The organism is Paeniglutamicibacter psychrophenolicus (assembly GCF_017876575.1).
Classification (GTDB): Bacteria; Actinomycetota; Actinomycetes; order Actinomycetales; family Micrococcaceae; genus Paeniglutamicibacter; species Paeniglutamicibacter psychrophenolicus.
In genome coordinates this window covers 4,794,338-4,814,442 of the sequence record NZ_JAGIOE010000001.1, presented here as the reverse complement: position 1 = coordinate 4,814,442, position 20,105 = coordinate 4,794,338, and the positions used below count along the sequence as shown (strand labels likewise).

At 65.0% G+C, this 20,105-nt stretch carries 17 protein-coding genes and 2 pseudogenes; 6 read left to right on the top strand and 13 right to left on the bottom strand.

Annotated elements, in window-relative coordinates:
- Window positions 1–23: 23 nt before the first annotated feature.
- The 3 genes and pseudogenes from JOF46_RS21640 to JOF46_RS22445 all read right to left on the bottom strand — a co-directional run.
- Window positions 24–296: a hypothetical protein gene (locus tag JOF46_RS21640; protein ID WP_209911360.1), complete on the bottom strand. Its 273-nt coding sequence runs from the start codon at window positions 294–296 to the stop codon at window positions 24–26.
- Between the two features lie 51 nt (window positions 297–347).
- The gene (locus tag JOF46_RS21635) at window positions 348–764 is read right to left on the bottom strand and encodes a hypothetical protein (RefSeq protein WP_209911357.1); all 417 of its coding nucleotides are present in this window, start codon (window positions 762–764) and stop codon (window positions 348–350) included.
- 231 nt (window positions 765–995) lie between these two features.
- Window positions 996–1,306, bottom strand: a pseudogene (locus JOF46_RS22445) (IS982 family transposase); the annotation flags it as partial.
- 18 nt (window positions 1,307–1,324) lie between these two features.
- Here JOF46_RS22445 and JOF46_RS22440 point away from each other — a divergent pair.
- Window positions 1,325–1,615: pseudogene (locus JOF46_RS22440) on the top strand (IS481 family transposase); the annotation flags it as partial.
- Window positions 1,616–1,620: 5 nt separating this feature from the next.
- Here JOF46_RS22440 and JOF46_RS21630 read toward each other — a convergent pair.
- The 4 genes from JOF46_RS21630 to JOF46_RS21615 are packed head-to-tail and all read right to left on the bottom strand — an operon-like array spanning window position 1,621 to window position 5,312.
- Window positions 1,621–2,535 (bottom strand): fumarylacetoacetate hydrolase family protein, encoded by a 915-nt coding sequence (locus JOF46_RS21630; protein WP_209911355.1) that lies wholly within the window; start codon window positions 2,533–2,535, stop codon window positions 1,621–1,623.
- A gap of 39 nt (window positions 2,536–2,574) precedes the next feature.
- Window positions 2,575–3,105: a MarR family winged helix-turn-helix transcriptional regulator gene (locus JOF46_RS21625; protein ID WP_209911353.1), complete on the bottom strand. Its 531-nt coding sequence runs from the start codon at window positions 3,103–3,105 to the stop codon at window positions 2,575–2,577.
- A 24-nt stretch (window positions 3,106–3,129) separates the two neighbouring features.
- The gene (locus tag JOF46_RS21620; RefSeq protein WP_209911350.1) at window positions 3,130–3,960 is read right to left on the bottom strand and encodes an SDR family NAD(P)-dependent oxidoreductase; all 831 of its coding nucleotides are present in this window, start codon (window positions 3,958–3,960) and stop codon (window positions 3,130–3,132) included.
- Entirely contained in the window at window positions 3,957–5,312 is a 1,356-nt protein-coding gene (locus JOF46_RS21615; RefSeq protein WP_209911346.1) for an MFS transporter, read from the bottom strand. The genes JOF46_RS21620 and JOF46_RS21615 overlap by 4 nt, the downstream gene beginning before the upstream one ends.
- A gap of 224 nt (window positions 5,313–5,536) precedes the next feature.
- On the opposite strand from JOF46_RS21615, the gene JOF46_RS22930 reads away from it, so the two are divergent.
- Window positions 5,537–6,307, top strand: a complete 771-nt coding sequence (locus JOF46_RS22930; RefSeq protein WP_209911344.1) for an alpha/beta hydrolase — start codon at window positions 5,537–5,539, stop codon at window positions 6,305–6,307.
- 133 nt (window positions 6,308–6,440) lie between these two features.
- Here the strand turns inward: JOF46_RS22930 and JOF46_RS21605 are convergent, their stop codons facing one another.
- From JOF46_RS21605 to JOF46_RS21595, 3 genes are read right to left on the bottom strand one after another with little or no spacing between them, the layout of a single operon-like run.
- Entirely contained in the window at window positions 6,441–8,192 is a 1,752-nt protein-coding gene (locus JOF46_RS21605) for a glycoside hydrolase family 13 protein (protein WP_209911341.1), read from the bottom strand.
- A gap of 51 nt (window positions 8,193–8,243) precedes the next feature.
- Window positions 8,244–9,272, bottom strand: a complete 1,029-nt coding sequence (locus JOF46_RS21600) for a LacI family DNA-binding transcriptional regulator (protein ID WP_209911338.1) — start codon at window positions 9,270–9,272, stop codon at window positions 8,244–8,246.
- Between the two features lie 44 nt (window positions 9,273–9,316).
- Entirely contained in the window at window positions 9,317–11,071 is a 1,755-nt protein-coding gene (locus tag JOF46_RS21595; protein ID WP_209911336.1) for a glycoside hydrolase family 13 protein, read from the bottom strand.
- A gap of 279 nt (window positions 11,072–11,350) precedes the next feature.
- Between JOF46_RS21595 and JOF46_RS21590 the strand changes: the two genes are divergently transcribed.
- The 4 genes from JOF46_RS21590 (at window position 11,351) to JOF46_RS21575 (ending at window position 17,227) form a co-directional block, all read left to right on the top strand.
- Window positions 11,351–12,667 carry a sugar ABC transporter substrate-binding protein gene (locus JOF46_RS21590; RefSeq protein WP_209911333.1) on the top strand — a complete coding sequence of 439 codons (1,317 nt, stop codon included), beginning with the start codon at window positions 11,351–11,353 and terminating at the stop codon, window positions 12,665–12,667.
- Between the two features lie 124 nt (window positions 12,668–12,791).
- Window positions 12,792–14,405, top strand: a complete 1,614-nt coding sequence (locus tag JOF46_RS21585) for an ABC transporter permease subunit (protein ID WP_209911330.1) — start codon at window positions 12,792–12,794, stop codon at window positions 14,403–14,405.
- On the top strand, window positions 14,405–15,313 hold the full coding sequence (locus tag JOF46_RS21580) for a sugar ABC transporter permease (protein ID WP_209911329.1): 909 nt from the start codon (window positions 14,405–14,407) through the stop codon (window positions 15,311–15,313). Before JOF46_RS21585 ends, JOF46_RS21580 begins: the two co-directional genes overlap by 1 nt.
- Window positions 15,314–15,319: 6 nt before the next feature.
- Window positions 15,320–17,227, top strand: a complete 1,908-nt coding sequence (locus JOF46_RS21575; RefSeq protein ID WP_209911326.1) for a glycoside hydrolase family 13 protein — start codon at window positions 15,320–15,322, stop codon at window positions 17,225–17,227.
- On the opposite strand, the gene JOF46_RS21570 is transcribed toward JOF46_RS21575, so the two are convergent.
- The 3 genes from JOF46_RS21570 to JOF46_RS21560 form a co-directional block, all read right to left on the bottom strand.
- Window positions 17,224–17,379, bottom strand: a complete 156-nt coding sequence (locus tag JOF46_RS21570; RefSeq protein ID WP_209911323.1) for a hypothetical protein — start codon at window positions 17,377–17,379, stop codon at window positions 17,224–17,226. The two genes, JOF46_RS21575 and JOF46_RS21570, sit on opposite strands and share 4 nt — an antisense overlap.
- Before the next feature lie 101 nt (window positions 17,380–17,480).
- A complete protein-coding gene (locus JOF46_RS21565; protein WP_209911321.1) occupies window positions 17,481–18,812 on the bottom strand; it encodes a DUF4032 domain-containing protein in 1,332 nt (443 codons plus the stop codon).
- 135 nt (window positions 18,813–18,947) lie between these two features.
- Complete coding sequence (locus tag JOF46_RS21560; RefSeq protein WP_209911319.1) at window positions 18,948–20,072, bottom strand: ABC transporter ATP-binding protein; 1,125 nt, start codon at window positions 20,070–20,072, stop codon at window positions 18,948–18,950.
- Window positions 20,073–20,105: the final 33 nt, after the last annotated feature.

Genomic DNA, 20,105 nt, shown 5'->3' with positions numbered 1-20,105 from the left:
GCGGGGCAGGGACACGGCGAAGCTCATGCGTCCATGAAGTCGCGCATGGCATCGGCCAATGCCATACGGCCGGGCCCGAGCCAGAGCAGGTGCGTGGGCGAGGTGAGCACGACCAGGCGGACATCGAGCAAGTTGTCCCGGTAGTCCAGGGCGTGGCGGAACGAGACACCCCCGTCGAAGGACGAGGCCGTGACCAACGCCGGGCACGCCACCCGGGACAGCGCCGCGCGCCGGGCCGCGGCACCCGCCGCGGTGCCTTGGCGCAGGCCGGCAACTAATCCGTGTGGGGAGCGCATTCCCTGCAGGAACCGGTGTGCTTTGGCCTGCTCGGGTGGCGGGAACCTGTCTCACCACTGGCTGGCCGGAAGCGTGGACAGCTGGCCGAGCATGAACCGCAGGCCTGACTCCGTGCCCACCATGCGACGCACCAGCCACCAGGTTGCCGCTTCAACGTCCGGGGCGAAGACCACTGGGCCGGCCAAGGACTCCGCGCGGGTGTCGGGGTAGGGGAGTGCTGAGGGCGCACAGCTGTGCAGCACCAGGCATCCGGCGCGGATCCCAGGGCGCGACGCGACATGCACCGCCTGCATCCCGCCGTACGAGACACCGGCCGAGGCCGCGATCGATGTGAGCCCCAGAACCCGGCAGGTCTCGTGCACGAGGTCGGCGAACGCTGCGGCATCCATCCGGCCCACCGGGTTCGGCCGTACCCGGGCCGCGAAAACGAGAGGACCGAGTATCCGATGCTCGTATAGAGCTCCCATCCGCAGTCGCTGTCCGCCGAGCAGTGTCCGCCCGGGAAGAAGAGCACTGTGTGCTCCCCGGCCTTCAGGAGTGCGATCTCGACCGGACCGGCAGCGGTTGCGATGGTCCTCGGCAGGGACAGCGGAGCGCTCATGGCGCCAGTATCGCACGGGACTCCCCGGGCCCTTCGATGGAATAATCGGGAACGCCACCACGGCAGGGAACCGCCACGAGCGGGCCTAGATTAAGTCCTAATGAAATCGAAGGTCGCAGGCGGTCAGGGAGCGTTTCCAGGGTCCGTGGGTCTTCCAGCTGTGCCAGATCCCGGCCGAGAGGGCCAGGAGCTTCGAGGCGACGCGGGTGTAGAGCCCGTCGAGGGTCCGGGCACCGGGGTGCTCGAGGCCAAGTTGGCCCTTGTGGCTGTCGAAGACGGACTCGATCCACTGGCGGATGGCGCCGAACTTCCCGAACCGGGGCTTTCGTCCTTGCGGTCCGGCCGCACCAAATTGGCGCCGAGGTCCTCGGTGATGAACCGTTCGAAGTCCCTGCCGGCTAAGCCCTTGGCCCTCTTAAACCGATTCGGCTTAACTCGGACAACGGGTCCTGATACCGTTTCCACGCCTTCGCCGACGCCTTGGAGCCGGTGATCAAACACAAGTTCACCCGTCCGTATCGACCCCAGCTCAACGGTAAGGTCGAGCGAGCCAACCGCACCATGCCCGGAATGGGGGGGTACGCCTGGCCATGCCGCTCGGAGGCCGAACGCGTTGCCGTCTTTCCCGACAGGCCAGGCTATGACACCCATCGTCGAGGATGCACCACGCTGAAGGGGCTGACACCGGCCGACCGTAGGCCTGGCCTTCGTGGTTAATACAGTTAGGCAGGGCTCTGGATAGCCACCTCGAAGCCACCAATATGGTCGATCTCCACGGCAACCCGGTCGCCCACCGAAAGCCAGGTTTGCCTGGGAGCGCCAACACCGGCTGGTGTGCCCGTTAGGATGAGATCTCCCGGATCCAGGGTCATGATTCGAGAAAGGGCAGAAATTTGTTCCGCTAGCGTGAACACCATAGAGGAAGAACGCCCGTCTTGCTTGAGTTCGCCATTTACGCTCAATCGCAATCCAACGTCCTGCGGATCGGGCATCTGCGAACTCGGCACAATGCGTGGGCCGATAGGGCAACAAGTATCGTGACCTTTCCCCGCAGTCCAATCTAGTTTGTAGAACGTGTCCGGCGCACGGTTGTGATCACGGGCGCTGAAATCAATTGCCACCGTATATCCGGCCACGTGCTGCAGCGCTTCCTCCGGGCTGACGTTCCGAGCTGTGTGCCCGATCACGGCGGCAAGCTCGACTTCCCAGTCGAACTCCTTGGTTTCGATGGGCATCCGGACCGTATCTCCTTCTCCCACAATCGAATTACGTGGGGGCTTCATGAAGAAGAACAATCGCTGGTTCTCCTTGGTTGCTCCGCTGATGCCCATTTCCTCCAGATGGTCAAAGTAGTTGGCACCGGCACACACGATCTTTCCAGGGTGCTGGAGTGGAGCTAGGCGTCGATCGGGTTCGATGCGATCGGCCGGTTCGAGTTGGGCAACCGCTGCCTTCAGCGCCGTTGCAGACGCGGCCCAGTCTTCGAATAGGGATATGACGGTCGTTTGATCGGCAAGGCCTACTCGGGCCAGCGAAGGTTCAAGAAGGAAGAATCCGTCGGCCGTTTCAATGCAGGCAAGGGTCTGTCCCTCGCTTTCGATAGTGGCAAGTGCCCAGTCGGCGGTTTGAAGTGTCATGAAATCTCCTGATGTAATCTGCGGGCAGCTCAGCCCGATTTAGTTGGTGATAGTTGGGGGTTCCTGTGCCGACAGGATCGTGCGCAAAACGCCTTCGAGAGCGGCTTGCTCGTGGTCATTGAGGGAAGCAACGACGTCGCGTTGGACTTGAAGCACGTCCTCGAACGCATCGTCAACGCTTTCGCGTCCGGCCGCAGTAAGCGTCACCACGACGTTGCGTCCGTCGGTTTCGCCCTTGCGCCGAACAATCAACCCCCGACGTTCGAGGGACTTCAATCGAGTCGTCATTGTCCCGGATGTCACCAGGGTGGCGGCAATGAGCTCACCCGGACTGGAAACACCACCGGGGTTCCTGCGCAACGCGGCCAACATGTCAAACGACCATGGCTCAAGGCCATACTGAATAAGCAGGTCTTCTCTCCGACGCTCAAAGGAACGAATCACTCGCAACATGCGGCTCATGATTTGAAGACTGCTGACATCGGTTCCAGGCAGAATCCGCATCCAATCCTTTACGATGCCGTCGACAGCGTCCTGTTGAAGGGTCGCCGTTTCTACATTGGTGTCCATCTCGTGCTCCCTGTAATTGTTTGTCTAGGCTTCGCTTGTCTTGGCGAAGCGAGACTCTTCTTGTTCTTTCATAATGCGATAGGCCTCGTTCTGACCGCCAAACGCCGAGTAGCCGCCGTCCACGGCGATCTCCGCACCGGAAACGTACGATGCGTACTCCGACAAGAGAAAGGTTACGACCCGGGCAACCTCGATACTGTCCGCGAGTCTGCCAAGCGGCGTCAGATCAATGTTGGCATCCAAGTAAGCATTTGTTCCGCCCACGGCCATCGGGGTCTTCATGACTCCCGGATGCACAGAATTCACCCGAATATTGTCCGCGGCAAAGGTGCCACAGGCGGCTCGAGTTAGGCCGCGAATGGCCCACTTGCTGGTGGAGTAGGCAGCCGCGGGGTGCCCGACTAGGCCGAGGGCGGAGGATATATTGACGATCGAACCGCCAGGTGTTCGCCGCATTGTCGCTCCGACGGCACGGATGCCATAGAAGGGACCATTAAGATTGATGTTCATCACCGACTCCCAATCGGCGGTGGTGGTGTCTTGAATATCCACTCTGTGGGTTACCCCCGCATTGTTCACCAGCCCGTCGATGCCTCCAAAATCCGCTAGGCAACGCTCGACGGCCCGGTCCCAGTCGCCGGGTTTCGTCACGTCAAGCTTGAGACCCAGGGCTCGACCACCACCTGCAGTGATTCGTTGGACAACCTCATCCGTGGAACCGATGTCCGTTAGCACGACGTTCGCTCCGCCTTCGCTGCACAACTCGGCAATTTGCGCACCAAGTCCCTGCGCCGCCCCGGTGATCATGATGGTCTTACCGCCCAATTCCAGAGCTGGCAATTTGAGTGCACTCAATTTGTAGGTTCCTCTGCGTATTCGTGGTTGCGGGATTCCTGATCCATCAGGATTTTGGCTTCGGCCTTCAAATTGTGGCCCCAGGATTCACGCACAAACAGCACTGCGGTTCCACTGATCGCACAAAAGACCATGAAGAGCACCGCGGGGCCCACCCATCCAACCCAGAGGTACAAGGCGGAAGCGATAAACGGCGTGAATCCTGCAATAACCGCAGACAGCTGGTAGGCAAGAGAGGCACCCGAGAACCGAATTTCGGGACGGTACATCTCCGGCAAGAGTGTGCCTTGGACGGCAACCAGTGCGTTCTGGAACACTGGATAGGCGAGGATCAGCACTAAGCCGATCAGCAGGGGTCTGCCGGTATTGGCCATGAGGAACAACGGGATTGCCATGATGGCACCCAATATGACGGCTCCGATGAAAAGCGGCTTACGACCAACTCGATCCGTCAGTTTGCCCCACATTGGTGTGGCAAAGATGCCTACTGCGGCAGCCACGCACACAGCCGTAAGAACGGTGGAATTTGAAGCGAGTCCATTGAGTTTTAGATAGCTCAACATGAATGTCACCGCCACCGCATAACCTGCCGGTTCTGCAACACGGATTGCCACGCCCAGCAAGATGGCTCGCCAGTCATTGGACAGCGCATCCTTGAGCGGGTTATGTGCCGTTTTTCCGGCTTCAACCGCCGCTTCGAAAGCTGGCGATTCGGTCAGTTTGGATCTGATAATAAGGCCGAGGATGATCAGAACAGCACTAAACAGGAATGGAATTCGCCACGACCAGTTGTTGCCAAGAGGAGCGGTGGCGAGGAACGCCAGATTAGCCAGAAGCAACCCCACAGCGAATCCTGCATGCATGATTCCGGTGTATTTTCCTTTCTTATCGAGCGGCGCATGCTCGTAGGTCATTAGCACCGCGCCTCCCCACTCGGCACCAAACGCGATGCCCTGAATCACGCGCACGAAGACCAAGAGAATTGGAGCCAGGGCTCCAACTTGTTCGTAAGTGGGTAGCAACCCCATGATCACGGTCATGAAACCCATGACCAGTAAGGAGGCGACAAGCATTGGCTTGCGCCCGATCCGATCGCCAAAGTACCCGGCAATGATCCCGCCAAAAGGCCGGGCGACAAACCCGACGCCGAGGGTCAGGAATGCTTGGAGCGTACCGATCAGCGGGCTGCTGTGCGGAAAGAATGCTGGGCCGAGATACAGAGCGGCTGCCGTACCGAAACCAATAAAGTCATATACCTCAATGGCAGCACCGGCACCGGCGCCGATGGCAACCCTTTTCGCGTCCGGCGTGCCATTGGGCTTGCCTCTGGACAGTAGAGAACTAGTGGTCATGGAATCGACTTTCAAGTAGTTGGCACATTCATCACGTGCCGGAAAGGGGAGAGGCCGGTCACGTCTCTTCGTGACTTGATTCACACTAGACGATAGTATCTTGATAATCAAGATATTCTTTTCCGGAACCGCCTAACGCCCCGACTGGAGGCCCAGCTCTGGCGTAGGATCACCTGAAAATCAACATCGACCAAACTCATTGCCCATGCTAGGGAGGAAGCTTTATGACAAAGGTGGACCCCGCGTCCCAGCGGAACGAGACAGCAACAATTCAATACGGTCCTGATAGAGACCAGTGGTTCGAGTTCTGGCCGCCGAACGGGGAACGGCAACACCTCGGAACCATTGCCCTGATCCATGGAGGGTTCTGGAGGGAGTCACTCACCGCCGAGCTCATGGATCCCCTTGCCGCCGATCTGGCTTCGAGAGGCTGGACCGTGGCAAACATTGAATATCGACGCGGAGCCAATGGGCCATGGCCGGCACCCGCGAAGGATGTCAGCGCAGCCCTTCGCTCCGTAGCCACGTACAAGGGTCGAGAAGGATGGACCGGGCCGTTGGTCTCGATCGGGCATTCCGTGGGTGGGCAGCTCGCTCTTCTGTCAACGTCATCCGTGGATTACGTGGTTGCCCTGGCGCCGGTGACCGACCTTGGTCGCACCTGGCTCGAAGGGCTCGGTGAAGATGCAGCGCAAGAGTATTTCGGGAGCGGTCCCGACGTCCTGCCTGCATCGTATCGTTCCGGGTCCCCGCTCAACCATCTGCCTCCGCGCTGTCCCGTGTTACTGGTCCACGGGTCAGCCGACCAACGCATCCCCGTCGAACACAGCATCGCGTACGCTCAGGCAGTGGGCCTTAGCGGCGTGCCCATCCAGTTCCTCACCCCCGAGTCGACAGATCACTTCAACGTAATCGACCCCTCGTGGGATGAATGGGACTCCGTGGTTCAGTTCGTGGGGACCTTTTCCAGACCAAAAGACTCGGAAGACTCGTGAGGGATTGCGAAGTTGCAGCTTTGTTTTTCAGGTTCGTATCCCGTGCCGAATCCACCGCCCACCGATACAAAATCCTCCGGACACACCTGGATGAGCACCAAAGCCGCCTCTTCCAGGGATGACTGTCAGTAAACTAGGCGGTCGCGCGCAGCCAGGCCGCCGAGTTGGCGCCCAGCAGGCCGTCGGCGGCCAGTGCGGGTCCGTCGGCGGCGGAGAAGAGCAGCGGCTCGCCCTCGGGAAGCGGCACCGGGGCCCCGGAGAGGTTCAGCACGTTGACGGTGTCCCCGTTGCGGATGGCCAACACCTCGGGCAGCTGGGGGTTCGCGTAGAAGGCCAGCGATCCCAGCCCCAGGCCCAGCTCGCTGCGCAGCGCAAGGGCCTTGCGGTACAGGTTCAGCGTGGAATCCGGGTCCTGTTCCTGCAGGTCGCGGGAGAACCCGGCCCAGTTTTCCGGTTGCGGCAGCCAGGTTTCCCCGGTGGGGGAGAACCCGCAGGCAGGGGCGTCGTGCACCCAGGGGATCGGCACGCGGCAACCGTCGCGCCCGATGCGCTCGCCGTTGCTGCGCAGGAAGGTGGGATCCTGGCGGTATGCGTCTTCCAGCGTGGTGTTGTCGCCCAGTCCCAGCTCCTCGCCCTGGTACAGGTAGGCACCCCCGGGCAGCCCGAGCATGAACACCGTGGCCGCACGCGCCCGGGTGCGGCCCAGCACGGTGTCCGGCTGCGCATCGCGCGGGCCGATCCCGTCGCCCAGATCCATGGCGCGGCCGTCGTACCCGAAGCGGGTGGCGTGGCGGGAGACGTCGTGGTTGGACAGCACCCAGGTGGTGGGCGCATCCACGGCGTCGAAGGCCGCAAGCGAGTCGCCAATGACCTCGGCCAGGGCATCGCGGTCCCACAGGGTGCGCAGGAAATCGAAGTTGAAGGACTGGTGCATCTGCCCCGGGGCAACCCAGTCGGCCAGCCGGGAAAGCGGGCGCACGTTGGCCTCCGAGCAGAGCACTGGCTCCCCGGGGTACTCCTCGCAGATTTCCCGCCAGCGGGCAAAGACCTGGTGCAGTTCGGGCTGGCCGAACATGGGTGCGTCGGCAAAGGGGTAGCCGGGCCGCGGGGTGCCATCCGGTGCCCCGCCCCAGTCGGGCATCCCTTCCTTCTTGAACATCGCGTGGGCGACGTCGATCCGAAAGCCGCCGGCCCCTGCGTCAAGCCAGAAGCGCAGGGTCTTTTCGAATTCTTCCTGCACCGCGGGGTTGCGCCAGTTGAAGTCCGGCTGGGTGGCGTCGAAGAGGTGGAAGTAGTACTGGCCGGGTGTGCCGTCGGGGTTTGGAACGCGGGTCCAGCCCGAGCCGCCGAAGAGCGATTGCCAGTTGTTCGGCGGGGTGTTCCCGCCCTCGCCCAGCCCGTCGGCGAAGTGGAACATGGCGCGTTCGGCCGAGCCGGGTGCGGCGGCAAGGGCCGCGGTGAACAGGGCGTGCTCGTTGGAGCAGTGGTTGGGGACGATGTCGATGATGATGCGGATGCCGAAGGACGCCGCGTCACTGATCAGCGTCTTGGCATCCTCCATGGTCCCGAAGAGCGGGTCAACGCCCCGGTAGTCGGACACGTCGTAGCCGGCGTCCTTTTGCGGGGAGGGGAAGAAGGGGGAGAGCCAGATGGCGTCCACGCCAAGGGTCGCGATCTTCGGCAGCTCGGCGGTGATGCCGGCCAGGTCCCCCATGCCGGAGCCGGTCGAATCCTTGAAGGAGCGCGGGTAGATCTGGTAGATCACCGCGCGGCGCCACCACTGGTCACCCGCCGAGGGCTCGTGGGCCGCCGGCGCCAAGGCATAGGGCGAGGGATCTTGGGCCGGGGCATCCGACGCATCGGGTGCGTGAAGGGGTAGCGACATGGTTCCAGCCTATCTACTGGGCGGTGCAATCGGTGGCGCAGTGGCAGTGGGTTACCCGGCGGCCGGGGGCGCGGTGGAGGTGCGCAGCACGAACTCGGTGGGGAAGAACTGGTCGGGTGCGGGGATCGGGGGATCCCGGTAGCCGTCCTCGCCGAGCAGCTCCATGATGCGGGCCACCGCTGCCTCGCCCTGGGCCCCGGGGTGCTGGGCGATGGTGGTCAGCCCGTACAGCTCGCCGAGCTCGTGCCCGTCGATGCCGATCACCGAGAAGTCCCCGGGCAGCGACAATCCCAGGTCGCGGGCGGCCATGATGGCGCCGAAGGCCATCTCGTCCGAGGCGCAGAGCAGCGCCGTGGGCCGGCCGCGCGGGTTGGACAGCAGGCTGCGGACCTTTTGGTAGGCCCCGGCGGTGGTGAAGTCCGCGTCCAGCAGCCATTGCGGGTTCACCGTGATCTCGGCCTGGTCCAGGGCGTACTCGAAGCCGTCGAGCCGGGCCGCGGGCAGGTTGAAGTCAACGTTGAACACGTCGGCGCCACCCAGGAACGCGATCTTCGTGTGTCCCAGGGAGACCAGGTGCTCGGTGGCCAGCGAGGCGATGTTGAAGTCATCGACGCGGATGGTCGACACCTCCGGCAGCAGCCCGCCCAGGGCCACCAACGGCTTGCCGATCGCGCGCAGCTGGTGCAGCTCGGGCGCGGTGAGCTTGAGCGTGACGGTGATGACCGCGTCCAGGCGCTGGCGCATGAGCAGGTCCTGGAAGACGGCATCGCGGTGCCGTTGTTCCCCGCTGGTGTTGTACAGGGTCAGGTCGTAGCCGCGTTCGTTGAGTTCCTGGGTGGCTCCCTGGAGCACGTTGGCGAAGTACCAGCGCGAGATGGTGGGCACCACGATGCCGATGTTGCGGCTGCGCCCCGAGGCCAGCGAGGAGGCGTTGTAGGACAGCACATAGCCCAGTTCCTTGGCCGCCCGGGCGACGGCCTCGCGGGAGGCCGCGGAGACCTTCCCCTTCCCGGACAGTGCACGGGAGACCGTGGCGACCGAGACCCCGGCACGAAGTGCGACGTCCTTGATGCTTGCCATGTTGCGAAGGCTTCCTTGTCCTGGGTAGCGGGGGAGCGGGGGTGCTAGGCGGTGGGCGGGCGCAGCCAGAGTGCCGCATCCGGGTTCAGCACCAGGGAACCGGTGCCTGCCGGAGCCGCACCGAGCGCGGTGGCGGAGCTGGCCAGCAGCACCTCTCCGGCGGGCACGTCCACCGGAGTCGAACCCAGGTTCAGCAGCACCAGCACCCCGGAGTTCCCGAATCCCAGCAGCTGCCCGCCGATGGTGTCTTCAAGCCAGTTTAGGTTGCCCAGCCCCAGGTGGTGGGATCCGCGCAGCTCCAGGGCCTTGCGGTAGAGGTTCAGCGTGGAATCCGGATCGGATTCCTGGGCCTGCCGGGTCAGCGATTCCCAGCCCTCGGGCTGGGGGAGCCACCCGGTGTCGGCATCGCTGAAACCAAGCGATCGGGTCGAATCGTTCCAGGGCAGCGGGACCCGGCAGCCGTCGCGGCCCAGGCGCTCGCCGTCGGTGCGCGCGTAGGTGGGGTCCTGGCGGTATTCGTGGGGGAGCTCGGTGTGGTCGCCCAGTCCGAGTTCCTCGCCCTGGTAGAGGTAGGCGCCTCCGGGCAGTCCCAGCATGAACAGCGTTGCGGCACGCGCCCGCGCCAGTCCGAGCACCGGATCGGGCTGCGCGTCCCCGGGGCCCAGGCCGTCGCCCGGGCGCAATGCCGGGGAAGGTGCGCCGAGCCGGGTCGCGTGGCGGGGCACGTCGTGGTTGGACAGCACCCAGGTGCTCGGCGCCCCGACCGCGTCGAAGGCCTTCAACGACCGGGTGATGATGGCCTTGAGTGCCGCGGCGTCCCAGTCGGTGTGCAGGAAGGGGAAATTGAAGGATTGGTGCATCTCGTCCGGGCGCACCCAGTCGGCCATGGCCTCGATCGGATGGACGTTGGCCTCGGCGCACAGCACGCGCTCGCCGGGGTACTCCTCGCAGATCGCCCGCCAGCGGCGGAAGACCTCGTGCACGGCGGGCTGGCCGAACATCGGGGCGTCGGCGAACGGGTAGCCGGGGGTGTCGGCGCCGTCGGCCCGACCGTGCCAGTCGGGCAGCCCGGAGGCCTTGACCAGGGCGTGGGCGACGTCCACGCGGAACCCGCCGGCTCCGCGGTCCAGCCAGAAGCGCAGGACCGAGGCGAATTCGTCGCCCACCGCCGGGTTGTCCCAGTTGAAATCGGGCTGGGAGGAGTCAAAGAGGTGCAGGTAGTACTGGCCTTCGGTGCCGTCGGGTTCGTGGATGCGGGTCCAGGCGGAGCCGCCGAAGTGGGACTGCCAGTTGTTGGGAGGCAACTGGCCCCCGTCCCCGAGTCCGTCGCGGAAGATGAACATTTCCCGGGCCGCGGAGCCGGCGGGGGACGCCAGCGCCTCGCGGAACAGGGCATGTTGGTCCGAGCAGTGGTTGGGCACGATGTCGACCAGGATCTTGACCTCGAGCCGGTTGGCCTCGGCGATGAGCTCGTCGAAGTCCCCCAGCGTCCCGAAGAGCGGGTCGACGGCGCGGTAGTCGGAGACGTCGTAGCCGGCGTCCTTTTGCGGGGAGGCAAAGAACGGGGAGAGCCAGATGGCGTCCACGCCCAGGGACGCGATCTGGTGCAGCTCGGTGGTGATGCCGCGCAGGTCGCCGATCCCGTTGCCCGTGGTGTCTCGGAAGGAGCGCGGGTAGATCTGGTAGATGACCGAGCGGCGCCACCACTGCGTGCCGCCCGAAGATGCGTGGGTGGCCTCCTCGAACCGGGCCGGGGCGGCGGGCTGGGGGATCGCGGGGAGCTCTTCGGTCTGTGACATGCGCTCCATCATAACGGTCAAAACACCAAAAGTGGAAGCGTTTCCATTAGATCTTGGAAAAGTAGGAACGGGTCCGGTCGTTGCCAAAAAGTTACCAATTGCGTCCATAGCGTCGATATTGCCAGCGAATGAGCGGAATTCCCGGCACCCGCGGCGGCCGGACGGGAGGCCGGCCCGTCTTGTGACCTAGACGACATGAGTGGAAGCGTTTACACTAAATCTCACGCCATCAGCGCCGAACGATCCACCGGGCGCCCAACACTCGAAAGAGGAACCATCATGACGGGAAACACGACCCCCGGTGCACGCCTGACGCGCCGCACCTTCACCCTGGGCGCCGTCGGGGCACTTTCCGCCCTGGCGCTCACCGCCTGCGGAGGCTCCGGCACCCCGGCAGCCAGCTCGAGCCCGGCGGCCACCGCCGCCGCGACCAGCGCCCCGGCCACAGGCACCAGCCTGACCATGTGGGTCGATGCCGAGCGCTCTCCGGCACTGAAGAACATCGTTGCCAAGTTCAAGGCCGAGAAGGGCATCGACGTCAAGCTGGTCGTCAAGGACTTCGCCGCGGTGCGCGACGACTTCATCACCCAGGCCCCCACCGGCAAGGGGCCCGACGTGTTGGTCGGCCCGCATGACTGGCTGGGCAAGCTCGTGCAGAACGGCGTCGTGGCCCCGGTGCAGCTCGGCGACAAGGCCAAGGACTTCGCCGAGAGCTCCATCAAGGCAGTGACCTACGACGGCCAGACCTACGCGGTTCCGTACTCCATCGAGAACGTTGCACTGATCCGCAACACCAAGCTCGCGCCCGAGGCCAAGACCACGCTGGACGAGGTCCTCGCCGAGGGCAAGAAGGCCGTTGCCGCCGGGGACGCCAAGTTCCCGTTCCTGGTCGGGCTCGATCCCAAGCAGGCCGACCCGTACCACCTCTACCCGCTGCAGACCTCCATGGGGGCGCCGGTCTTCGCGCAGAACGCCGACGGCAGCTACGACGCCAGCCAACTGACCCTGGGCAACGAGGGTGGCAAGAAGTTTGCGCAGCTGCTCACCGACCTGGGCGACAAGGGCTCCAAGGTCCTGAACTCCAACATCACCGGCGACATCGCCAAGGAGAAGTTCCTGGCCGGGGAATCCCCGTACTTCCTCACCGGCCCGTGGAACGTCCCGGACATCGCTGCCAAGGGCATCAAGTTCGCCGTCGACCCGCTGCCCACCGCCGGGGACAAGCCCGCCCAGCCCTTCATCGGCGTGAACGGATTCTTCATCTCCGCCAAGTCCACCAACGCCCTGGCCGCCAACGAGTTCGTGGTCAACTACCTCAGCCAGCCCGAGGCCCAGGACGAACTGTTCAAGGTTGGCGGACGCCCGCCGGCGCTGACCGCCTCCTTCGAGAAGGCAGCCAGTGACCCGGTCGTCAAGGCCTTCGGCGAGATCGGCGCCAACGGCGTGCCGATGCCGGCGGTTCCGGCCATGGACGCCGTCTGGGCCGACTGGGGCGGCACCGAGCTGAACCTCATCAAGGGCAAGGAATCCGACCCTGCGGCAGCCTGGACGAAGATGGCAGCCAACATCGAAAAGAAGATCGCCGGCAGCAAGTAGCCGCACGCACCACCACTGGTCCCGCGGGGGCCCGGTGCGCAGCAGCCGCGCACCGAGCCCCCCGGGGGACCCCCACAACATCGCCGCCCGAGCGGTTGAGCGCACGAGGAAAGTTAGCCGGACCATGGTAGAAATCGAAGTAAAGCCCGAGGTGTCCACGGCGCTGCCGGGCGGGCGGAAACCGTCGAAGAACGGCCGCGGCCCCGATTCCCTCGGCGGCATCCTCGCCAAGATCATCCTGCTGGGCATCACCGATGCCGTGGCGGCCTTCGTGCTCTTCCAGCTGGCGCTTTCGGCCGAATGGCTCATCTTCGGCATCTCCCTGCTCACCACCGTGGCCATCAACTGGATCTACCTGCGTCGCGGCGGCCTTCCGGCCAAGTACCTGGCCCCCGGTGTCATCTTCCTGATGGTCTTCCAGGTCTTCGTGATGATCTTCTCCACCTACATCGCGTTCACCAACTACGGCGACGGGCACAACTCCACCAAAGCGGACGCGATCGCCTCGATCCAGCTCTCGGCCTCCGAGCGCGTCCCGGACTCCCCGCAATTCCCCACCTCGGTGCTGGAAAAGGACGGAAGCTACTTCCTGCTGGTCACCACCCCTGAAGGCGAGGCGAAACTCGGCGGCGCCGAGGATCCGCTGCACGCCGTCACACCCTCCACCACGGGCCCCACCGGGGCTGCCACCGGCGTGGAAGGCTATGGCACCCTGGACTTCGCCACGCTGCTGCAGCACCAGGCGGAGATCACCTCGCTAAGCGTGCCGATCAGCGCCAACCCCGAGGACGGTTCGCTGAAGACCGCGGACGGCTCGACCTCCTACGTCTACACGCCCAAGCTCAAGTACGACGCGAACGCCGATACCTTCACCGACACGGCCACCGGCACCGTCTACTCCGATGACGGGCGCGGCTCCTTTGTGGCAGCCGACGGCACCCACCTGAACACCGGGTGGAAGGTCAACGTGGGACTGGAGAACTTCGAGCGCGCGTTCACCGACCCCAACCTGCAGGGCCCGCTGCTGAAGGTCATTGCCTGGACCTTCGGGTTCGCGATCCTCTCGGTGGCCACCACCTTCGCCCTCGGGCTCTTCCTGGCCATCACCTTCAACAAGGCGGATTTGAAGGGCAAGAAGTTCTACCGGATCCTGATGATCCTGCCCTATGCCTTCCCCGCTTTCCTCTCCGGGCTGGTGTGGTCCGGCCTGCTGAACCCCGAATTCGGGTTCATCAACAACGCACTGCTGGGAGGGGCCCAGATACCCTGGCTCACCGATCCGGTGCTCTCCAAGGTCTCGGTGCTCATGGTGAACCTGTGGCTGGGCTACCCGTACATGTTCCTGGTGTGCACCGGGGCCCTGCAGTCACTGCCCGAGGACGTCGACGAGGCGGCCCGCATGGACGGTGCCGGGGCGTGGAAGATCTTCACCGCCATCAAGCTGCCGTTGCTGCTGGTGTCCCTGGCTCCGCTGTTGATTGCCTCCTTTGCCTTCAACTTCAACAACTTCAACGTCATTTTCATGCTCACCGGCGGCGGCCCGCGCTTTGACGGCACGACCTTCGACATCGGTTCCACCGACATCCTGATCACCATGGTCTACAAGATCGCCTTCGGCACCGGAACCGGCCGCGACTACGGACTGGCCAGCGCCCTGGCGATCCTGATCTTCATCATCGTCGCCGCGGTGTCGGCACTGAGCTTCAAGAAGACCAAGGCCCTGGAGGACTTGAACTAATGAGCACCCTGACAACCAAGGCAACCGCAACAGCGCTGCCGGAAAACAAATCCTCCTTCGGCCAATGGTTCAAGGCCAAGGGCTGGCGCCACCTGGTCGCCATTGCCGCCACGGCCTTCTCCGTCTTCCCGCTGCTCTACGTGCTCTCGGCGGCGCTGAACCCCACCGGCACCATGGCCGGGGCCAGCAGCCTGTTCACCGAGTTCGGCACCGGGAACTTCGAGGAGCTCTTCGCCAACCAGGAACGGCCCTTTGGCCGCTGGTTCGTCAACACCCTGGTCATCGGGACCGTCACCTCCGCAGCCACGGTGTTCCTTGGCGCGATGGCCGCCTACGCGTTCTCCCGCATGCGCTTCACCGGCCGCCGCGTCGGGCTGCTGACCCTGTTGCTGCTGCAGATGTTCCCGCAGCTGCTCACCGTCGTGGCGATCTTCCTGCTGCTGAACTTCATCGGCGACATCATCCCGGCCCTGGGCCTGGGCTCGCAGCTCGGGCTGATCATGGTGTACCTCGGCGGCGCGCTGGGCGTGAACACCTACCTGATGTACGGGTTCTTCAACACGGTCCCGACCTCGCTGGACGAATCCGCGCGCATCGACGGGGCCAGCCACGTGCAGGTGTTTTTCAAGATCATCATGCCGCTGGTCACCCCGATCCTCGCCGTCGTGGGCCTGCTGGCCTTCATCGGGATCTCCTCCGAGTTCGTGATCGCCTCCGTGGTGCTCACCGACCCAGACTCCCAGACGCTGGCCGTGGGGCTGTACTCCTACGTCGCCCAGCAGCGCAGCGAGAACTGGGGCGTGTTCGCCGCGGGCGCGGTGCTGGCAGCGATCCCGGTGATGACTCTCTTCTTGTTCCTGCAGCGCTACATCACCTCCGGCCTGACCGCCGGCGGCGTGAAGGGATAGCGCACCATGCCCGGCGACAGGATGCAGGGGATCGATTCGGGCCCGGCCCTGCAGCCGCACCACGACGGATCACCGGCCTACGTGTTGGGCCCCGCGGCCCCGCAGCTGGGCGGGGTGCTGCGGGTGCGGCTCCGGGTTCCCGCGGGCGCAGGGGCACCTGCGGCCGTGTGGCTGCGCAGCCTGCGTGACGGCGAACCGCACCTGGAGCCCGCAGGCAAGGCGGGCGGCGATGGCTCCCACGACTTCTTCGAGGCCCCGCTGCCCATGGTGAACCCGGTGCAACGCTACCGCTGGTACCTCCAATACCCGGACGCCGCGGGGGAGGTGGGCTACCGGTGGTTCAACGCCGCCGGGCTGCACCGCCGCGATGTCCCCGATGCCTTCGACTTCCGGATCCACGCCGGGCATCCAACCCCGGACTGGATCAAGGAATCGGTCATGTACCAGGTGTTCCCCGACAGGTTCGCCAACTCGGGCGCCGACAAGCCCCGGGCCGGATGGATGGTGGCGTGTGATTGGGACACCGCTGTCCGGGGCACCGGGCCGGAGACCAGCCGCCAGTTCTACGGCGGGGACCTTCCCGGCATCCAGGGACACCTCGGGCACCTGGCGGACCTGGGCGCCACCGTCCTCTACCTGACGCCCATCTTCCCGGCAGCCTCCAACCACCGCTACGACGCCTCCTCGTTCGACGAGGTCGACCCGATGCTCGGTGGGGATGCTGCACTGGTCTCCCTGGTCGAGGCCGCCCATGCCCGCGGCCTGCGTGTGGTGGGTGACCTGACCACCAACCACACCGGTGCCGGGCACCACTGGTTCGTTGATGCGTACCGGAATCCCGGGGCGTCCACGGGGCAGTACTACTACTTCAACGAGGAGCACACCGAGTACGAGGCCTGGCTGGGCGTACCCTCGCTGCCGAAGCTGAACTGGAATTCCGCGGCCCTGCGCGAGCGTTTCATCCTGGCCGATGACTCGGTGGCGGTGCGCTGGCTGAAGGCGCCGTTCAACCTTGATGGCTGGCGCATCGACGTGGGCAACATGACCGGGCGGCGCGGGAGCGAGGACCTGAACCACGAGGTCGCACGGATGCTGCGCCAACGCATCGAGGAAGTGAAGCCCGGGGCCATGCTGCTGGCCGAATCGACCTCCGACGCGGCTCCCGACGTGCCCGGCGACGGCTGGCAGGGGGTGGTGAGCTACAGCAACTTCACCCGCCCGTTGTGGCAATGGCTGGCCAGGGAGGAACCGCCGGAACAGAACGGATGGTTCTTCGGGCTGCCGCAGCCGGGGCCGGCGCGCCTCGACGCGGCCGACTTCGTGGCGACGCATCGGGAAATGTCTGCCGGCTTCAGTTGGGAGGTGCGGCTTGCCAACGCCAACGCCCTGGACACCCATGACACGGCCCGGGCCGCCAGCCACATGATCGACGGAGGACAGGAGCTCGCCGCGTGCGTGCAATTCGCTTTCCCGGGGATCCCGCTGGTTTTTGCCGGGGACGAGTTCGGGCTGCACGGGTTCAACGGCGAGGATTCACGCACCCCCATGCCCTGGGGCGCGCCCGAAAAGTGGGGCAAGGACCTGCGCCCGCTCTACGCCGATCTGGCGGCATTGCGCGCCGGCCACCGCGCGCTGATTGACGGTTCGCTGCGCTGGATTGCCGCGGAAGGGAATCTGCTGGTCTGGGTTCGTGAACATTCCACCGGCTCGGTGCTCTGCGTGGTGGCCCGCGGCCCTGTCGCGGAAACGAACCTGGGTGCCGCGGCGCAGCTGGCCGGTGATCCGGGAAGCGCGCTGCTGGCGCTCGGGAACGCCGTGGACGTGGCGGTGGACGAAACCGGGGAGGTCACGGTCGGTGCCAGTGGTCCCGGGGCTTCATTCCACCTGGCCAAGGCAACGGGTGCGTGGAGCTAACGGGCGGCAGCCGAATCCCGGATGCGGACCATGCCGCGATCGGTCATAGGGGTTCCCGCGGCGAGCACCAGGAGCGCGATGAAGATCGGCAGGAATCCGCCGAATCCGTCATCGTCCGGAAGTCTGGGACGCAGCAGCGCAAAGACAGCCACCGCCACCGCAAGCCAGAGGACGCCGACAAAGCGCCTGGTGGAATTATCTCCTATATTTTGATCAGCCGCTCGCCGGGAGCCAGTCCAACGATTCAGGCCGGCTATTCGCCAGTTGGCTGCTCGTCCGGGCCCAATACCAGCCGGGCCTCGTCCCTGCGGTGGCGCAGCACCGCCTCCACATAGGAAGCGACTGCCGCCTCCATGGGCACGTTGGAGCCACGGGCCTCGGAGATGTACCAACGGTGCTCGAGGACCTCGTGAACGATCTGGGCAGGTTCCAGCTTGCCGTGGAATTCGCGGGGGATCGCCCCGGTGATCCGGTCAAAGACATCGGTGACCCAATGGGCCGCGGCGAGTTCCTCGTCCAGGTCCGGGTGCTTCTTGGCCCGGTAGGCATCCATGTCGTTGAGCAGCCTGCGGGCCTGGCCCTCCTCCACGTCCAACCCGGTGAGCCGCAAGAGCCTTCGGGTGTGGTGCCCGGCGTCAACGACCTTGGGCTGGATGACCAGCTGGCCGCCGTCGGGGGATGTCTTGAGGCTGATTTCCTCCACGTCGAAGCCCAGTTCGTTGAGCCGGCGAATGCGCTCGTCGACCCTCCAGCGCTCGGACAGGTCGAAGGATTCCTTGTCGTTCAGCTCGGCCCAGAGCCCGCGGTAGGAGTGCAGGATGTCCTCGCTGGTGGCCACCGGGTCCACGGTGTCTTCGATCAGCCCGGCCTCCATGAGGTCCATGAGTTCACCGGCAATGTTGACCCGGGCGATTTCCAGGTCGTATTCGCGCTGCCCCGAGGACAGCTCCGGGTACAGCTCGCCGGTTTCGGCATCCACCAGGTATGCGGCGAAGGAGCCTGCATCGCGCCGGAACAGCGTGTTGGACAGGGAGACGTCTCCCCAATAGAAGCCGATCAGGTGCAGTCGGACCAGCAGCAGCGCCTGGGCGTCGATGAGGCGGGTCAGTGTGTCGCGGCGCAGCTTCTGCGAGAACAAGGCGCGGTAGGGCAGGGAGTACTTCAGGTGCCGGGTGACCAGCACCGGGTCCAGGTCGTTGCCCTCGGAGTCCTTGCGCCCGGTGATCACCGCGACCGGTTCCACGCAGGGGGCGGCCAGCCTACGCAGCTTGCGCAGCATGTGGTATTCGTGCCGGGCCACGTGTTCGCCGGTTTCCTTGATGGCGATGACTGCTCCGCCCATCATGGCGAAGCGCACCACGTGCCGGGAAATGCCGCGCGGCAGCGGGGCCAGGGTGTCGGCCGGCCAGTCCTCCAGCGGGAGCTGCCAGGGCAAATCCAGCAGGCCGGGGTCGGCGGTGGCCGCGGTGATCGACAGCGAGCCGGACACCGCAGGGGTCGCGGCCGCGGAAGTCTCGCGCGGCAGCTTGCCCGACTGGGCATGATTGGTGGGTTCGTCGTGCCAATTGGCGGTGTGGCGGATCATGGCGTGGATGCCGTTTCTTGCTGCGGTGGGGAGGGGGAAAGGGATGGATATGCAAAGGCGGCCGTACCCAGCGCTGGGCTGAATACGGCCGCCATTGGCCATTGCCGCGGGAACCCGCGACAACTAGCAGGAGGTTTAGACCTCGCTGGCCACCTGCGCGTGTGCCCCGCGGTTGGCCGGCTCTGCCAGGCGTTCGCCCGAGGCGGTGTCGAAGAGGTGGATGTGTCCGACCTTCGGCAGCACGTGGATGGTTTCGCCCTTGAACGGGGGCTTGCGGCCGTCGACGCGCACGACCATCTGGTATTCGGTGCCGCCCACGAAAGTGTGTCCGTAGACGTAGGCATCGGCGCCGAGTTCCTCGACGACGTCGACCTCGACCGCGAGGCCTTCGTCCGCACCGACCTGGTCCAGGTCCTCGGGACGCACGCCCAGGGTCACCGAGTTGCCGGTTGCGGCCTGCAGCGTTGCCGAAGCCACCGGGTAGATGGTGCCGCCGAAGGCGACACCGCCGTCGGCCACCGGAAGTTCCAGGAGGTTCATGGCCGGGGAGCCGATGAAGCCGGCGACGAAGACGTTCTGCGGTGTGTCGTAGAGTTCGCGAGGGGTGCCGACCTGCTGCAGCAAGCCGTCCTTGAGGACTGCGACGCGGTCGCCCATGGTCAGTGCCTCGACCTGGTCGTGGGTCACGTACACGGTGGTGACGCCCAGACGGCGGGTCAGCGAAGCGATCTGCGTGCGGGTCTGCACGCGGAGCTTGGCATCAAGGTTCGACAGCGGCTCATCCATCAGGAAGACCTGCGGGCTACGCACGATGGCGCGGCCCATGGCAACACGCTGGCGCTGGCCGCCGGAGAGTGCCTTCGGCTTGCGGTCCAGGTAGTCCTCGAGGTCAAGAAGCTTTGCGGCTTCCTGCACGCGGCGTGCGCGCTCTTCCTTGTCGATGCCCGCGATCTTCAGGGCGAAGCCCATGTTGTCGCCCACGGTCATGTGCGGGTACAGCGCGTAGTTCTGGAAAACCATGGCGATGTCGCGGTCCTTGGGCGGAACGTTGGTGACATCGCGGTCGCCGATGAGGATGCGTCCGGCGTTGATGTCTTCCAGGCCGGCGAGCATGCGCAGGGTCGTGGACTTTCCGCAGCCGGAGGGTCCGACAAGAACGAGGAATTCGCCGTCGGCGATCTCGAGGGAAATCTTGTCAACGCTGGGCTTGGTGGCACCCGGGTAGATGCGGGTGGCTTGGTCAAATGTTACTGATGCCATAGGGGCAACAATCCTTTCACGGGCAGGTACGTG